13 protein-coding genes are annotated in these 17,607 nt (G+C 39.4%); 7 read left to right on the plus strand and 6 right to left on the minus strand.

Features of this window, described 5'->3' with window-relative positions; all coding sequences use genetic code 11:
- The 4 genes from DV417_RS07450 to pntB all read left to right on the plus strand — a co-directional run.
- Positions 1–3,159, plus strand: a 3,159-nt coding sequence (locus DV417_RS07450; protein WP_192878569.1) for a hemagglutinin repeat-containing protein, incomplete at its 5' end; no start/stop codon positions are given.
- Between the two features lie 433 nt (positions 3,160–3,592).
- Positions 3,593–4,138 (plus strand): hypothetical protein, encoded by a 546-nt coding sequence (locus DV417_RS07460; RefSeq protein ID WP_118879256.1) that lies wholly within the window; start codon positions 3,593–3,595, stop codon positions 4,136–4,138.
- A 296-nt stretch (positions 4,139–4,434) separates the two neighbouring features.
- Positions 4,435–5,973 carry a Re/Si-specific NAD(P)(+) transhydrogenase subunit alpha gene (gene pntA, locus DV417_RS07465; protein ID WP_118793831.1) on the plus strand — a complete coding sequence of 513 codons (1,539 nt, stop codon included), beginning with the start codon at positions 4,435–4,437 and terminating at the stop codon, positions 5,971–5,973.
- 10 nt (positions 5,974–5,983) lie between these two features.
- Positions 5,984–7,408, plus strand: a complete 1,425-nt coding sequence (pntB, locus tag DV417_RS07470) for a Re/Si-specific NAD(P)(+) transhydrogenase subunit beta (protein WP_005637794.1) — start codon at positions 5,984–5,986, stop codon at positions 7,406–7,408.
- A gap of 59 nt (positions 7,409–7,467) precedes the next feature.
- On the opposite strand, the gene DV417_RS07475 is transcribed toward pntB, so the two are convergent.
- Complete coding sequence (locus tag DV417_RS07475) at positions 7,468–8,385, minus strand: LysR family transcriptional regulator (RefSeq protein ID WP_118879257.1); 918 nt, start codon at positions 8,383–8,385, stop codon at positions 7,468–7,470.
- A gap of 96 nt (positions 8,386–8,481) precedes the next feature.
- Between DV417_RS07475 and topA the strand changes: the two genes are divergently transcribed.
- Positions 8,482–11,088, plus strand: coding sequence for a type I DNA topoisomerase (gene topA, locus DV417_RS07480; RefSeq protein ID WP_118879258.1), 2,607 nt, complete (start codon positions 8,482–8,484; stop codon positions 11,086–11,088).
- 73 nt (positions 11,089–11,161) lie between these two features.
- On the opposite strand, the gene DV417_RS07485 is transcribed toward topA, so the two are convergent.
- Positions 11,162–11,746 (minus strand): FMN-dependent NADH-azoreductase, encoded by a 585-nt coding sequence (locus DV417_RS07485; RefSeq protein ID WP_118879259.1) that lies wholly within the window; start codon positions 11,744–11,746, stop codon positions 11,162–11,164.
- Positions 11,747–12,031: 285 nt separating this feature from the next.
- Between DV417_RS07485 and thrS the strand changes: the two genes are divergently transcribed.
- Entirely contained in the window at positions 12,032–13,963 is a 1,932-nt protein-coding gene (gene thrS, locus DV417_RS07490; RefSeq protein ID WP_118879260.1) for a threonine--tRNA ligase, read from the plus strand.
- Positions 13,964–14,141: 178 nt separating this feature from the next.
- On the opposite strand, the gene DV417_RS07495 is transcribed toward thrS, so the two are convergent.
- The 3 genes from DV417_RS07495 to ttcA all read right to left on the minus strand — a co-directional run bounded on the left by DV417_RS07495 (position 14,142) and on the right by ttcA (position 15,731).
- Positions 14,142–14,351: a TOBE domain-containing protein gene (locus tag DV417_RS07495; RefSeq protein ID WP_005631673.1), complete on the minus strand. Its 210-nt coding sequence runs from the start codon at positions 14,349–14,351 to the stop codon at positions 14,142–14,144.
- Positions 14,352–14,458: 107 nt separating this feature from the next.
- On the minus strand, positions 14,459–14,788 hold the full coding sequence (locus DV417_RS07500; protein ID WP_118879261.1) for a TusE/DsrC/DsvC family sulfur relay protein: 330 nt from the start codon (positions 14,786–14,788) through the stop codon (positions 14,459–14,461).
- Between the two features lies 1 nt (position 14,789).
- Positions 14,790–15,731, minus strand: a complete 942-nt coding sequence (ttcA, locus tag DV417_RS07505) for a tRNA 2-thiocytidine(32) synthetase TtcA (protein WP_118879262.1) — start codon at positions 15,729–15,731, stop codon at positions 14,790–14,792.
- 443 nt (positions 15,732–16,174) lie between these two features.
- Between ttcA and DV417_RS07510 the strand changes: the two genes are divergently transcribed.
- A complete protein-coding gene (locus DV417_RS07510; RefSeq protein ID WP_239990490.1) occupies positions 16,175–16,963 on the plus strand; it encodes a helix-turn-helix transcriptional regulator in 789 nt (262 codons plus the stop codon).
- On the opposite strand, the gene DV417_RS07515 is transcribed toward DV417_RS07510, so the two are convergent.
- Positions 16,960–17,517 (minus strand): YbhB/YbcL family Raf kinase inhibitor-like protein, encoded by a 558-nt coding sequence (locus DV417_RS07515; RefSeq protein WP_118879264.1) that lies wholly within the window; start codon positions 17,515–17,517, stop codon positions 16,960–16,962. The two genes, DV417_RS07510 and DV417_RS07515, sit on opposite strands and share 4 nt — an antisense overlap.
- Positions 17,518–17,607 lie beyond the last annotated feature (90 nt).

Genomic DNA, 17,607 nt, shown 5'->3' on the forward strand with positions numbered 1-17,607 from the left:
GTGGCAGAAACCTTAGATGCCTTACGTGCTGGTAATATGCAGAATACGGGGACGACATCCAGCCCAAGTATGAAGGTTAGTATTGGTTATGGCAGCCAAAAACAAACACAAAGTAGCGAAAGCCAGAGTATTAGTCATCAAAAATCAACGGTGAGCACAGGCACGTTTAATGTAAAAGCCCGTGATGAAAAACTCACTTTTGAGGGCGTGGATGCGAATGCGAAATTGATGGCATTATCAGGTAAAAAAGGCATTGAGATAAAAGGTGTAAAAGACGAGGAGCATCAACGTACAGAAAATAAATCAGCAGGGGGCAGTGTAGGCGTCTTTGTTGGAACCAATGGTAATAGTTATGGTGTAGGTATTGAGGGGTCGGTGAATGTAGCGAGGGGCAAATCTAACTCGGATAGCGAACGTTGGCAAAACAGTCACTTGCAAGCGGATAAGCTCATCACCAATAGTGAAGAAGGCGGCTTAAACCTTGATGCAGCGAATCTTAAAGCGAAACGTTGGGAAGCGGATATTCAAAATCTGACGATAACGAGCCGTCAAGATACAGAGAAATACGAATCCAAACAAACGAGTGCGAGTGCAAGCGGCTCGGTAGCGTATGGTTCAGGAGGTGGCGCTTCGGTCAGTGCCTCCTATAACAAAGCGAAAGTGGATTATGCGCAAGTGAATGAACAAGCAGGTATTCGTGTAGGTGAGGATGGCATGGAAGCTAACATCCACAACCATACCCAACTGAATGGTGCCATCATCGAAAGTGATGCTGATGCAAGTAAAAACCGCTTTAAAACAAAATCGCTCACGCATACCGATATTGAAAATAAAAGCGAGATTAAAACCGAAAGTGCGAGCATGGGGGCAGGCACGGGAGGCATTAACCCGATGCAAGCGATAAGCAGTGCCTTGAGCTTATTGGGTAACACCAATGAAAGCGCGCGCAGCACCACCCAATCAGCTATCAGCGACAACATTCAGATAGAGACCGAAACCCCGGAAAAACTGACCGCACTTTCACGTGACACCAAAAATGCGAATCAACGTGTTGAAAAACAAGATTTACAAAAAGTGCAAGAGCGCCAAGAAATGGCTAAGGTGATAGGTGATATCAGCAACAACGCGATAAGCATCGCCACGTATAATGAGCGTGAGAAAATTAACAAGCTAGGACTTGAGAAGTTTAAGCTGGAAGAGCAAGCAAAAGCGTTGAAGGGACAAGCGGGTAATGAACAACAGCTTGCCGCCATTAAGCAACAACTGACAAATGTTCAAGCCGACATCACGAAAACGCAAGGTGAAATCGACCGCACTTACGGTATAGGTAGTGAAAAAGGCATGGCGATTCGTGCGGTGACAGCGGCATTACAAGCGGCGGCACAAAATGATACCGCAGGCAGTCTTGTTGCTCTTGCTTCGCCTTATCTCAACAAAACCATCCACGAGATGACGGCGGGTGACACGGCAAAAGACAAGGCGACTAACCTTATGGCACATGCCCTTCTTTCTGCAGTAGAGTTTCAAGTGACAGGCAAAGACCCATTGACGGGTGCAGTGGCTGGGGTGACAGGTGAGGCAACGGCTGAAATCATCGCCAGAGCTTATGGTAAACCGGTCAGTGAATTAACGGCAAATGAGAAGGAAAACATTAGCACGTTAAGTCAATTGGCGGGCGGATTAGCTGCAGCATTGACGGCGAAAGCGAATGGCACCCTAACGGAGCAAGGGGGTAATTTCCTTGCGGCAACCTCTGGTGCAGAGACGGCTAAAAGGGCGGTGGAAAATAATTTCTTGAGTGAGGCTTCAAGAGCGAGATTAAATGCGTTAAAAACAAAATATTATCGTGGAGAAAAATTAACAAACAAAGAAAAATTGGAGTTTAGAGATTTAATTGAATCAGATCAGCGTAGTGACGTTCTCTTGGATAAATTTAGAAAAGATCCAAATTCCTTAAATAGCAAGGAAAGAGAGGCATTTTTAAGCTATGTAGATCGTTATTATATAGAAACTGTTACGGGGAATACCGCATCTGGTTATAAATTGGCATCGCCAACATCGCCAGTTAACGCTAAGAATCGTTTCGAATCAGAATATTTAATAAATGATCCTGTACCAAAACGAGATTATGGTCATTTCCCTTTTGCAGGTACGGATGCACAAAGATCACAAGCAGTGAATACCTTGCCAGAAGAGAGTAAGAACTGGCTAGGATGGCGTTCTGAAAAACATTCTCGTGATGAAGAGATGTATTATACTGTCAAGAACGAACTTGATGCTCCTGAGAATTATAAAAATTCAGCGAATGGGAAAATAGCTTATTCTGTTAAGGATGGGCTGGAGGCTGGCTCTATGCTTGCTTTAGGTAGTGGAACTGCTGTTGTAAGAGGTGTTGCCCTTATGGAGAAAACCGCCGCAACAGTTGGAGGTGAGGCTATTACTCTAGCTAATAAAGGGGGGCAAGTGTTACGTCTTGGTAAAGATGCTGCAACAAAAGCTTACATTGATAGTCAGCTAACCTATATTAATTTAGTTGATAAGGGAATTAAAGCCTACAATACTGCTTCAACAAAAGCAGCAAATGCCTATATCAACGGACAGCTTGCGTATGCGGATGCTATTGCGAAAGGAGTTAATACAGCTAAAATAGCGGCACGAGAAGGTATTGAAGGAACCCGAGAATTAGTGAGTCAAGGAATTTATTATTCTTATAATCCTACACAGGCTAAAGTAGTTCAAACAGCTGTCCAGGGAATTGAGCATGGTTTGAAACCTATAACTGAAATAACATATAAGCAATATGCACAAGGAGTAGCGATGGGAGCTACAGCTAGTGCAATAACTCAATATGCCGCAACAGGTGATATTGATGTAAATAAAACTGTAAGAACAGGGTTACTTGCTCCATATCTATTAAATGCTCCTTTAGGAACTTCAGTTTTAATTGGTTCTGTTGATACTGCAGTATCAACAATATCTGATGGTAAATCTCATGTGAATGAACAGGTAAAATATGCCGAAAGCACCTTAGGAGGTTATACTATGGAAAAAATATCTCCTCCTGTGTTAAAGCCTGTATCTCCATTCATAGGGGGTGTTGTTGGTGAGATTATTAATCAAGTGAATGATAAATTAGAAGCAAAAGAAAGGAAGAAATAGATATGAAATATTTTTTAATTATATTAAAGAGATCTTTTTTAATGACTATAATTCTACAAATTATTTTTTATATAAATGCCTACTTTATTACTGGGTATATTGATCAGGGCGATTTTTTTTTAAGTGAAGAGCATTTATTTTTTAGTTTAAAAGTATGGGGGGGGCTATTTGTATTATTTTTATTAATATATGCAGCTGATTATAACAAGTGGCGAAGAGGGTGAGGAATTAAAAATACATAAATTTGATATTTTAATGGTATAAAATTTAAAATATCTAGATATAAAGTGCGGTCAATTTTAAAATAGTTTTAAAACTTCTCAAAAATTGACCGCACTTTTGTATTTTAAACGATGCTTGTTTTAATCAAACCTTATAATTTTACATTCAATTTCTCGTAGTAACCTTACCAAGCAGAAAACAAGTCAAAGTGATGGCACCTCGCGTCTATGCCATGGCGCAGAAAGGCGACTTAAACGGTGAAGGTGCGTTGATTTCAGCGGATGTGATTGATTTGCGGAGTCATCGTTTAACCAATAGCGGCACCATTGCAGGCCGTAAGCTTACGTTATTAAATACCGAAAGCTTATTCAACGCAGGCACCATTACGGGTGATAAAGTAGGCATCAACACCACGAATAACTTCGATAATATTGGCGGTAAAGTGGAAGCCGAGCGCGCCCTCTTGGTGGATGTGGGCGGTGACTTAAGTCACGAAAGTACCACGATGACGACAAAGGTGGACTTATCTCATTTCCAACGGAGTGAAACGACACTGGCTCGTAAAGCGCTTTTCCATGTGAAAGGAGAGGATGGCCAGTTACAACTCTCATCAAATAATCTGAATGCTAAAGGTGCAGATATTATTAACGATGGCAATGGCAGCACGCTTGTTCAAACAAAAAATAACGTGAATCTCACCGCACTTTCAGTGGGCTTTGATGAGAAGATGGGGAGAAGAAGAGATTGCTGCGATTAAAACAGATATCACAACAGAGCTTGCACTAAGTCAAAGTGGTAAATTAGAGTCGTTTTAATGAAGAAGTGTTGGGTAACTATTCTGTTGGTGTGCGGTAAATTTTTGAGATGTTTTTTATGTGGGATTTTTCGTGATCCCTATCACAATATCTTGTAAAACCACTTAAAAACGTTACCTATTTTCATTCAATCAATGATACAGTTGTATCCGTTTGACTTTTTGTCATTTTAACGATGAATAGGCGAAGGTTTGTTCATTAATCTCATCAACCCAATCATCAATCAGAGGGAAACAGTATGTTAATTGGTGTACCTAGAGAGCTGCTTGAGAATGAGAGCCGTGTGGCGGCAACGCCGAAAACGGTTCAGCAAATATTGAAATTGGGCTTTGACGTGATCGTGGAACACGATGCAGGTTTTAAAGCTAGTTTTGAAGATCAAGCATTTTTAGAGGCGGGCGCGAAGATCGGTACGTCGGCTGAAATTTGGCAATCGGATATTATCTTCAAAGTAAATGCACCGACAGATGAAGAAATTGCTCAAATGAAGGAAGGGGCAACGCTTGTGAGCTTTATTTGGCGTATGCAAAATCCTGAGTTAATGAAAAAACTCACCGCGAAGAAAATTAATGTGTTAGCAATGGATGCGGTTCCTCGTATTTCTCGTGCACAAGCATTGGATGCGCTTTCTTCTATGGCGAATATTTCTGGTTATCGTGCTGTCATTGAAGCTGCGCATGAATTCGGTAGCTTCTTTACTGGGCAAATTACTGCTGCAGGTAAAGTTCCACCAGCAAAAGTGTTGGTGATTGGTGCTGGTGTGGCTGGATTGGCGGCAATTGGTGCGGCAAATAGCCTTGGGGCGATTGTTCGTGCTTTTGACTCTCGTCCTGAAGTGAAAGAGCAAGTTCAAAGTATGGGTGCAAGCTTCTTAGAAATTGATTTTAAAGAAGAAGGCGGCAGTGGTGATGGTTATGCGAAAGTAATGTCGGAAGAATTTAACCGTCGTGCGATGGAGCTTTATGCAGAACAAGCTAAAGAAGTCGATATTATTATTACTACGGCAGCCATTCCGGGTAAACCAGCGCCTCGTTTAATCACCAAGGAAATGGTGGATTCAATGAAACCAGGTTCGGTGATTGTGGATTTAGCCGCTGCAACTGGCGGTAACTGTGAATATACGCAAGCAGGGAAAGTTGTTACAACTGAAAACCAAGTGAAAGTGATTGGTTATACAGATTTCCCAAGCCGTTTACCAACGCAATCGTCTCAACTTTATGGCACAAACTTAGTCAATTTATTAAAACTTTTGTGCAAAGAGAAAGATGGCAATATCAATATTGATTTTGAAGATGTGGTTCTTCGTGGTGTAACCGTTGTTCGTGATGGGGAAGAAATTCCTCCAGCACAAATTCAAGTGTCTGCACAACCAAAACAAGAAACCAAATCGGCACCTGTGGCAGAGAAAAAAGAATCTAAACCAACAGATCCTCGTGTGAAATACGGTGTGATGGCAGGTGTTGGCGTGTTATTCCTTTGGTTAGCTTCGGTGGCGCCAGCTGCATTTTTATCACATTTCACTGTATTTGTTTTAGCTTGTGTGGTGGGTTATTACGTGGTTTGGAATGTTAGCCATGCACTTCACACACCATTAATGGCAGTAACAAATGCAATTTCAGGCATTATTATTGTAGGGGCGTTATTACAAATTCGTCAGCCAACAGGCAACCTATTTATCGATGCGTTAGCTTTTGTGGCGATTTTGGTGGCAAGCATCAATATTTTTGGTGGTTTCCGTGTCACACAACGTATGTTAGCAATGTTTAGAAAAGGTTAAGGAGCGCACAATGTCTGAAGGTTTAGTACAGGCTGCGTATATTTTAGCAGCATTACTTTTCATTATGAGCTTGGCAGGGCTTTCTAAACATGAAACTGCTAAAGCGGGTTGTTGGTTCGGTATTGTTGGTATGACAATTGCCCTTATCGCAACCATTTTTGGACCTCATTCTGAAGGAACATTTTGGATCATTATTGCAATGATCATCGGTGGTGCAATCGGTGTTCAACGTGCATTAAAAGTAGAAATGACTGAAATGCCAGAACTTGTGGCGATTCTTCACAGTTTCGTCGGTTTAGCGGCTGTACTCGTAGGCTTTAATAGCTATGGTTTACACCATGAGGCGTTAATGCCAGAAGGATTAGATGCAGCAGCACAAGCCGCATTTGTAGCTGAACAAGCGGTATTAACAAATATTCATAATGTCGAAGTATTTTTAGGTATCTTTATCGGTGCAGTAACTTTCACTGGTTCTGTTGTTGCATTTGGTAAATTAAGCGGAAAAATTAATTCAAAAGCATTAATGTTGCCACATCGCCATAAATTAAATTTAGCCGCACTTGTGGTATCTGCATTATTGATGGTTGCATTCTTAAATAATCCAGAAAGCATTTTCCCTGTGTTATTAATGACAGCGATTGCGCTTGCATTTGGATGGCACTTAGTGGCATCAATCGGTGGGGCAGATATGCCAGTTGTAGTATCAATGCTTAATTCATATTCTGGTTGGGCAGCGGCTGCAGCGGGTTTTATGTTGAATAATGATTTGCTCATCGTAACTGGCGCACTTGTTGGTTCTTCTGGTGCAATTCTTTCTTACATCATGTGTAAAGCAATGAACCGTTCATTTGTGAGCGTAATTGCGGGTGGTTTTGGTAACGATGTTCAAGTTTCTTCAAGCGAAGAACAAGGCGAACACCGTGAAACTACAGCAGAAGAAGTGGCTGAATTGTTGAAAAATGCAAGTTCTGTGATTATCACTCCAGGATATGGTATGGCTGTTGCACAAGCACAATATCCAGTCGCTGATATTACGGCAAAATTGCGTGAACGTGGTGTGAACGTTCGTTTTGGTATTCATCCTGTTGCAGGACGTTTACCTGGCCACATGAACGTGCTTTTAGCTGAAGCGAAAGTGCCTTACGATGTCGTACTTGAAATGGATGAAATCAATGATGATTTCGCTGATACCGATGTGGTATTGGTTATCGGTGCGAACGATACGGTAAACCCAGCTGCGATGGAAGATCCAAATAGCCCAATCGCGGGAATGCCTGTGTTAGAAGTATGGAAAGCACAAAATGTGATTGTGTTCAAACGTTCAATGGCAGTGGGTTACGCTGGCGTACAAAACCCATTATTCTTCAAAGAGAATACGCAAATGCTCTTTGGTGATGCAAAAGATCGTGTTGAAGATATCTTAAAAGCATTATAAAAACACGTATAAAAATAACCGCACTTGGGATTGCTAAGTGCGGTATTTTTTTATGGTGTTTAGTGACTATCTTCAGGATTTTCCAAAATTTCTGAACACAAGCCTAAGCCAGATAAAAATTCAATAAATGCCCGCACTTTTATTGGTAAATGTCTTCTGTTTGGATAGACCGCATGAATTTCTAATTTTTGTTGTTTATATTCTGGTAATATTTCAATCAGTTCACCTTTTTCGAGAGATTGACCAATAATAAATCTCGGTAAATTCACAATACCTAGTCCTGCTTTTGCCATTTCTAATAAGGCTAAACCACTATTGCTTACCACTTTGGATTGGATTTTAAAACGTTGTGTTTGATTTATGCGTGAGCCAACCCAATTTACTTGATTCATTGCATTTTTATAAAGTAAGCCATTGTGATGTTCTAAATCATCAGGCGTTTGTGGAATACCATTCGCTTCAAGATAGCTTGGTGATGCCACAAAGTGTAGCGTATTTGTGCTGATTTTGCGTGATACAAGAGAACTGTCCGCCATATGGCCGATACGTAATGCAAGATCATAGCCTTCTGCCACAAGATCAATTTTTTTATCATTAAACTCAATTTCAACATGTAGATTAGGATGTTCGGCAATAAACAGTGGTAAATTCGGTACGATGAAAAGCAAACCAAAATCACGAGGAACAGAAATAAGTAAATTTCCTTGTAATGAGCTGGTAAGGTGGGTGATGCTAGAATCAGCTTCATCTAAATCAAGCAAAATTCCTTGGCAGCGTTGGTAATACATCATTCCCGCTTCAGTAGGCATAATTTTTCTGGTGGTACGTTGTAACAATCGTGTTTTTAAATGTTCTTCTAACTGTGAAACTAATTTGCTTGCCATTGCCACAGAAATATTTTGTTGCTTTGCTGCCAATGTAAAACTTTGGGTTTCAATAACTTTGCAGAAAATAGAAATCGCGTTGAGTTTATCCATTTATAGACCTTTTTTGAAAAAATGCTTGATTTTGCCTACATAACTTTGCACTATACCCCCCAATTTTACAAAATTCTAGTGATATTAGGTAATCAAATGAGTAAATCCTTGGTGATTGTGGAGTCGCCGGCAAAAGCAAAGACCATCAATAAGTATTTAGGTAGCCAATATGTGGTGAAATCTAGTGTTGGACATATTCGTGATTTGCCGACGGTTGGTTCTAGTACAGGTGAAAAAGCTAAACCAATTTCAACCAAAGGTATGGATGCCGAAGAAAAAGCAAAAATTAAGGCAGAGAAGGAACGTAACGCCTTAGTTAAACGTATGGGGATTGATCCTTATCACGATTGGAAAGCAAATTATCAGATTTTGCCTGGTAAAGAAAAAGTGGTTTCCGAATTAAAATCGCTTGCTAAAAAAGCAGATCATATTTATCTCGCAACCGACTTGGATAGAGAAGGGGAAGCGATTGCATGGCATTTACGCGAGGTGATTGGTGGCGATGATGAGCGCTTTAGCCGTGTAGTGTTTAACGAAATCACTAAAAATGCCATCAAACAGGCTTTTGAAAAGCCTGAACAACTAAATATGGATCGTGTTAATGCCCAACAAACTCGTCGCTTTTTAGATAGAGTAGTGGGCTTTATGGTATCTCCGCTACTTTGGAAAAAAGTCGCGCGTGGGCTTTCTGCTGGTCGAGTTCAATCGGTTGCGGTTAAATTATTAGTAGAACGTGAGCGTGAAATAAAAGCATTCCAACCTGAAGAATATTGGGAAGTTGCCGTCCTTACGAGTAATCAGAATAAACAAGCTATACGTTTGGACGTAACGGATTATAAAGGCAAGAAATTTGATCCAAAAAATAAAAAAGAAGCACAAAGTGCGGTAGATTTTCTGAATGTTTCAGATTACGTTGTCACAGATTTGGAAACTAAGCCGACAAGTTCTCGTCCTAGAGCGCCATTTATTACATCAACGCTTCAACAAACTGCAAGTACTCGCTTGGGATTTGGCGTTAAAAAAACAATGATGCTAGCCCAACGTTTATATGAAGCGGGTTACATTACTTATATGCGTACGGATTCAACCAATTTGAGTCAAGACGCGCTGAATATGGCACGTAGCTATATTGAAAATCATTTTGGTGCACAATATTTACCAGAAAAACCAAATTTCTATTCTAGTAAAGAAAATGCGCAAGAGGCGCATGAGGCTATTCGTCCATCAGACATTCGAGCATTGCCAGAATCTTTAGAGGGGATGGAAAAAGATGCGGTACGTCTTTATGATTTAATTTGGCGTCAATTCTTAGCATGTCAAATGCCGCCTGCACAATATGATAGCAGTACATTGACTGTGTCAGCTGGCGATTATACCTTGAAAGCAAAAGGCCGAATTTTACGTTTTGATGGTTGGACAAAAGTATTGCCACAGATAGGCAAAAATCCTGAAGATCAAGAATTACCTTTAGTTGCTGTTTCAGAAAAACTTGCTTTAAAAGAAGTGCAACCAACTCAACACTTTACTAAACCACCTGCTCGTTTTACTGAAGCGGCTTTAGTAAAAGAATTGGAAAAACGTGGTATTGGACGACCTTCCACTTATGCGGCAATTATTTCCACCATTCAAGAACGTGGTTATGTTCGTACTGAAAATCGTCGTTTTTATGCGGAAAAGATGGGCGAAATTGTGACCGATCGCCTCAATGAGTCTTTTGGTGAATTAATGAATTACGATTTCACCGCGAATATGGAAGATACTTTAGATAAAATTGCCTCTGGTTCGGTGAATTGGAAAACTGAATTGAATCAATTCTTCAAGGATTTTTCTAGCCAGCTTTCTAAAGCTGAATTGGATGAGCTTGAAGGCGGTATGCGCCCAAATAGCCTTGTGGAAACAGATATTAAATGCCCAACCTGTGGCAGAAATATGGCAATTCGTACGGCAAGTACGGGGGTATTTTTAGGATGTACAGGTTATGCATTGCCGCCAAAAGAGCGGTGCAAAACAACGATTAATTTAATTCCTGAAGCGGAATTATTGAATGTTTTAGATGAATCTTCAGAAACCAAAGCATTAATGGATCGTAAACGTTGTACAAAATGTGGAACGGCAATGGACAGCTATGTAATCGATGCCCATCGTAAAATCCATATTTGCGGTAATAATCCAAATTGTGATGGATATTTAATTGAAGAAGGCTCATTCAAAATTAAAGGTTATGATGGCCCTGTTGTTGAGTGTGATAAATGCGGTGCGGATATGCATTTAAAACTTGGTCGTTTTGGCAAGTATATGGGATGTACAAATTGCGATAACACGCGCAAAATTTTGAAAAATGGCGAAGTTGCACCACCGAAAGAAGAGCCAGTTCATTTCCCTGAGTTAAAATGCGAAAAATCTGATGCATATTTTGTATTGCGTGATGGTGCGAGTGGTGTATTTATGTCAGCACATAACTTCCCGAAATCCCGCGAAACACGCCCAGTTAAAATCGCTGAACTGGTGCAATATCGCGAGCGTTTACCTGAAAAATTAGCTTATTTAGCCGATGCACCACAAAAAGACCCAGAAGGGAATGAAGCGATTGTTCGTTTTAGTCGCAAAGAGAAGAAACAATATGTGACTTCTGAAAAAGAGGGAAAAGCGACTAAATGGATTGTTGATTTCACTAATGGAAAATGGGTTGAACGGAAAAAATAAGAAGAAAAGTGCGGTAAAATCACCGCACTTTTTTTGTAATAAATCTTCTTATGTTTTGTAGGTTATCTGAGAATTAAAGGGCTGCTACAATTTCATTAATTTTATTTTTTGCGGACGCTTGGGCTTTTTCAATTGCCTCTGCTCCAAACCCAATGCCTTGTGCATAAACAAATTGCACATCTGTGATACCGATAAAACCTAAAACTGATTTCATATATTGTGTCACTAGATTTTCTTCATCATACAACCCACCAAATGCACATAACACAATCGCTTTTTTACCTTTTAATAACCCTTCAGGCCCATTTGCCGTATATTGGAACGTGACGCGTGGGCGTGCGATAAAATCAAAATAAGTCTTTAATTGTGTTGGGATACCAAGATTATACATTGGAGCACCAATAACCAGAGTCTCTGCATTTTTTAATTCGGAGACTAATTCATCGGAAAGTGCAAGAAGTTGTTTTTCTTCATCGTTTTTAGGTTGACCACGTACAGCTGTTGTTGCTGTGGCATCAAAATATGGAAGCGGTTGTTGGGCTAGATCGCGTACGATAATGTTATTACCTTGTAATTTTTCGATAACATAATCAGCCAATTGATTGGTCTGGGCGTTATTTCCTGAAATGCTAGATTTTAATACTAATACGTTGCTCATTTTTATTCCTTAACTGGGTATTTAAAAGTGCGGTTATTCTAGCCTTTATTTTTAGGATATAAAGCCCCTAGCCAGAAAAACATTATTTCCTTTCTGTAAAATATATGCATTTATTTAACAATACCTTAAGAAAGTGATAGAATTCGCCACGCATTTTTTGCCTAATTTCGCTCGTTCAATGGTAGGAATGAAGCTAAGTAGGGTAAAAGTGCGGTTAATTTTTTATAGAATTTTAAACGAACACGTCACCTTTCGTATGGGTGACCACTGTATAAGGAAAAAACAATGCCAATTATTACTTTACCTGACGGTTCCCAACGTCAATTCGATCATCCTGTTTCTGTTCTTGAAGTCGCACAAGATATTGGTGCGGGTCTTGCTAAAGCCACTATCGCAGGCCGTGTAAATGGTGAGCGTCGTGATGCATGCGATGTTATCGACCAAGATGCAACGCTTGAAATCATTACCGCTAAAGATGAAGATGGTTTAGAAATTATTCGCCACTCATGTGCACACTTGTTTGGTCATGCTATTAAACAATTATTCCCAGATGTAAAAATGGCAATCGGCCCAACCATTGAAAACGGTTTCTACTATGACATTGATTTAGACCGCTCTTTAACACAAGAAGATTTAGATGCAATCGAAAAACGTATGTTGGAATTGGCAAAAACCAATTATGACGTCGTGAAAAAACGTGTTACTTGGCAAGAAGCGCGTGATACCTTTGAAAAACGCGGAGAGCCATACAAAATGGCAATTTTAGATGAAAACATTGAGCGTACTGCAACGCCTGCGTTATATCATCATTTAGAATATATTGACATGTGCCGTGGCCCACACGTGCCAAATATGCGTTTCTGTCATCATTTCAAATTACAAAAAGTCGCTGGTGCGTACTGGCGTGGTGACAGCAAAAACAAAATGTTACAACGTATCTATGGTACGGCTTGGGCGGATAAAAAACAACTTGCTGAATACTTAACACGCTTAGAAGAAGCGGCAAAACGTGACCACCGTAAAATTGGTAAAGCATTAGATTTATATCATATGCAAGAAGAAGCGCCGGGTATGGTGTTCTGGCACAATGATGGCTGGACAATTTTCCGTGAACTTGAAACGTTCGTGCGTACTAAATTAAAACAATACGATTATCAAGAAGTAAAAGGTCCTTTTATGATGGATCGCGTGTTGTGGGAAAAAACTGGTCACTGGCAAAATTACGCAGATTTAATGTTCACAACCCAATCTGAAAACCGTGAATATGCAATTAAACCGATGAACTGTCCTGGACACGTTCAAATTTTTAATCAAGGTTTAAAATCTTACCGTGATTTACCAATCCGTATGGCGGAATTTGGTTCTTGCCATCGTAATGAACCATCAGGTTCTTTACACGGTTTAATGCGTGTTCGCGGCTTTACTCAAGATGATGCACATATTTTCTGTACTGAAGATCAAATTGAGAGCGAAGTAACTAGCTGTATCAAAATGGTGTATGACATTTATAGCACCTTTGGTTTCACTAATATCGCAGTAAAACTTTCTACTCGCCCGGAAAATCGTATCGGTTCAGATGAAATGTGGGATCGTGCTGAAGCAGGTCTTGCAGCAGCATTGGCGCATAACGGTCTTGAATATGAAATTCAAGAAGGTGAAGGTGCATTCTATGGTCCGAAAATTGAATTTGCATTACGTGATAGCATTGGCCGTGAATGGCAATGTGGTACCGTTCAATTAGACTTCGCATTACCGGGTCGTTTAGATGCAACTTATGTGGCTGAAGATAATAGCCGTAAAACCCCTGTCATGATTCACCGTGCGATTTTAGGTTCTATTGAGCGTTTCATTGGTATCATTACTGAAGAATATGCAGGTTTCTTCCCTGCATGGTTAGCTCCAACCCAAGCGGTTGTAATGAATATCACTGATAGTCAAACAGACTATGTACAAAAAGTCGCGAAACAGCTTTCTGATGTAGGTTTACGCGTGAAAACTGATTTACGTAACGAAAAAGTCGGTTTCAAAATTCGTGAACATACTTTACGTCGTGTGCCTTATATGCTTGTTTGTGGTGATAAAGAAATCGCAGAAGGAAAAGTGGCTGTACGTACCCGTAAAGGTGCTGATTTAGGTACATTTACAGTGGAAGAATTTGCGGAAATCTTAAAAAATCAAGTAAGAAGCCGTGAATTAAAGTTATTGAATGAAGAGTAATACTTCTCGAAAATAACCAAGATAATTTACTATTTAAACAGTGAGTTCAATTTAACGGTGATCGTTTAAACGATTGCCGTTATTTTTTATCTAAAAATGTGTTGATTGGAAAAATAAGGCATAAAAAAACCGCACTTTAAAAGTGCGGTTATATTTGATTCTGTTTTTATGGAAGAAATTATTCTACACCAACCATTACAGAAGTTGCTTTGATGATTGCGTACGCTTCTTTACCAACTTCTAAGTTTAATTCTTTAACTGCTGCTAAAGACACAGTAGAAGAAAGCACGTTACCGCCACCGATATCAATGTGAACGATCGCATTTACTGAACCGTTTTCGATTGAAACAACTTTACCTTTTAATTGGTTTCTTGCACTAATTTTCATAACATTTCCTTGTTAGTCAGGGTTTAAAAGAGCCTATATATTATCTTACAAAAAGACAGTCGTAAATAAACCTAGAGTTTAAAATTCTCAAAAAATTGACCGCACTTTTATAGGCATTTGGCAGGTTTTGGCAAGCCTGCTAGTTTTGTAGCTTGTTTTGCGGGGCCTTCAGGAAATAAGCGTTGCAAATAACGACTATTACCTTTATCCTCGCCAAGCTTTTCAGCCATGGCTTTTACCAACATACGGATAGCAGGGGAGGTGTTATATTCTTGATAAAAATCTCGCACAAAGTAAATCACTTCCCAATGGGCATCCGTTAATTCAATACTTTCTACCTGCGCAATAGCTCGAGCGACATGTTCGTTCCATTGTTGGCTATTAAGCAAATAACCATCTTTGTCAGTTTCAACTTCCATTCCATTGATATTCAACATATTAATTTACTTCTTTAAAGTTAATCATTTCGTTGTTTGAAAAATCGGTTTGATCTTCATCTTCAAATTGCATTGGCGTGATTCGTTCTTCATCAAATGCTGTATCGCCTTCAATGCCATCAATTAGTTGCCCATGTTTGATTCCTTTGAAATCAAATAATTTTGGATCACACATATGTGACAATGTAATGTTTTGCATTGCGCTGAACATGGTTTCTAAGCGTCCTGGATATTGGCGATCCCAAGTATTAAGCATTTCTTTTACAACTTGGCGTTGAAGATTTGGTTGTGAGCCGCATAGGTTACAAGGAATAATCGGAAATTCTTTCGCGATGGCATATTTTTCAATGTCTTTTTCTTTGCAGTAAGCAAGCGGACGAATCACAATTTGTTTGCCATCATCAGAAATCAATTTAGGTGGCATGGATTTCATTTTGCCTCCATAAAACATATTTAAAAATAGTGTCGCTAACATATCGTCTCGGTGGTGTCCTAAAGCGATTTTGGTTGCACCAAGTTCTGTGGCAGTACGGTATAAAATTCCACGGCGTAGGCGAGAGCAGAGTGAACAGGTGGTTTTTCCTTCTGGAATTTTTTCTTTCACAATTCCGTAAGTATTTTCTTGTACAATTTTGTAATCTACGCCAATGCTTTCTAAATATTCAGGCAATACATGCTCTGGGAACCCCGGTTGTTTTTGATCAAGATTCACCGCAACAATATCAAATTTAATAGGCGCACTTTGCTGTAAATTCAACAAAATATCGAGAAGCGTATAACTGTCTTTGCCTCCGGATAAACACACCATGACTTTATCGCCATTTTCGATCATTCCAAAATCTGCAATAGCATTACCTACGTTGCGGCGAAGACGTTTTTGTAATTTATTGAAATTATAGGTTTGTTTTTTTTCTTGTTGGGCTAACTGGGTTAATTCGCTCATTCTGTTATCTTTAGTTATTCATGAAAGGCGCACATTATACGTGAAAAATTAGAGCAAGATCGCATTTTCCTAAAATTTAGGAGTAATATCTTCTTAAACTGTAGAAGATTAGATCTGAGCTGACAATAATGGCATTTTAATCATAGTGACATAAAATCTAGAATCTCCATTTTAAAACAATAAGTTAATGGTTAAGTACTAGTTATCTAGTACAATCCTAAACTATAAACTAGTTAGATTCTCTGTAATTTTCTACTTCTATTTGATTACATAATTGAATGATGATTTTATCTGTCTAGTGAGCATTTGTACGTTGAAAATAGCTATAGGTAGCAGATTAATTCTAAATGATCCTTCATTTAAAAATTGGGAGAGTGTTTAGCCTAATATAGAACATTCATAAAAAATTACTTAAAATAACCGCACTTTTACAAGGAATTTTTATGCCCATTCGTCCTAATTTTGCTGAGAAAAGTACCATTATACAACGACATAAATTGAAACTAGATAAATCCTATTTTACGCAACCTACCGTTATTTGGGTTAGGCGTGGTAGGAAAATTTTGCGTTGGATAAATGGAGAGAAAATTATCCAAGCTGGCGAAATGGTAATGTTGGCAGGAAATCAACGCTTTGATGTGATTAATGAACCTGATGAACTAGGTATATATCAAGCGGATTGGTTATCTATTGATAATGCAGTGGTTGAGAGATTTTTTGGACTGCTTTCGGAGCCAAAACCCTTTGAAAGCCTGTTTCACTTGCCTGCACATCCTTTTATACAGCAAGCTTTTTCGATTGTTTCAAAAGCACTTTCCAGTGATGAAATTCCTGATCGTATTGTGGAAATTCGCTTGTGGGAATTGCTAGCTTGGTTGTCGGAACAGGGTGGTGTATTTAATCCATTTTCTATACCTTCCTTAAAGTGTCAAATTAGTAAGAAAATTTCAGAAAATTTTGAGTATCACTGGAAAATTGGAGACATTGCAAAATTGTTAAATACCAGTGAAGCTACATTGCGCCGTCACCTCGCTGCAGAAAAAACATCCTTTCGGGAAGTATTAACTACAGTTCGAATGATGCGAGCGTTGAATTTGTTACAACTCACTCAACGCCCAATTTCACAAATCGCCTATGAAGTTGGCTATGAAAGTCATTCACGTTTTTCCGTGAAATTTAAACAACATTTTGGTTGTTCTCCGTTAGAGGTTCGGCAATCGAGTGCTGTTTAACGACTATGTTCCACAATAATAGAAGCTTCGGCAAGGGCATTAGCTTTAGTAAAATAACCGACTACAGCAGGCATTGTATCTGCCGTCACATTTGGCAAGGTTTCTATACTTACTGCTGTGACTTTAATTTCGTAACGATGTTTTTGTCCTTCGGGTGGACAAGCTCCGCCAAAGCCTGGCACGCCAAAATCAGTACGGGTTTGCAGCGCACCTTGTGGTAAATTAGTACCATCAGCTTTAATGCCTTCAGGAAGAGAGGTCGTATTTGCAGGAATATTTGCAACTACCCAATGCATCCAACCAATGCCTGTTGGCGCATCTTTATCATAGAGCGTCACCACAAAACTTTTCGTCCCTTTCGGAGCATTCGCCCAAGAAATTGCTGGTGACAGATTTCCTCCATTGCAACCAAAACCATAATCGGCACTTAACAAGTTTTTAGCGTGAAATCCGTGTTCAGGTAAATCTGGCACATTAATGCTAAAAACTGATGAGTTTGCGCAAGATGTACCAGCAATAAGCGAACAAAATACTGTTGAGATCATTTTTTTCATGATTTTTCCTTTTCTGATGATGTACATGAGGTATCAGTATAGGAAATCTTATTAACTAAAATTGTGCAAAAACGCTCAAATGTTTTTATT

Origin of the sequence: Haemophilus haemolyticus (genome assembly GCF_003490935.1) — a bacterium.
GTDB lineage: Bacteria > Pseudomonadota > Gammaproteobacteria > Enterobacterales > Pasteurellaceae > Haemophilus > Haemophilus haemolyticus_M.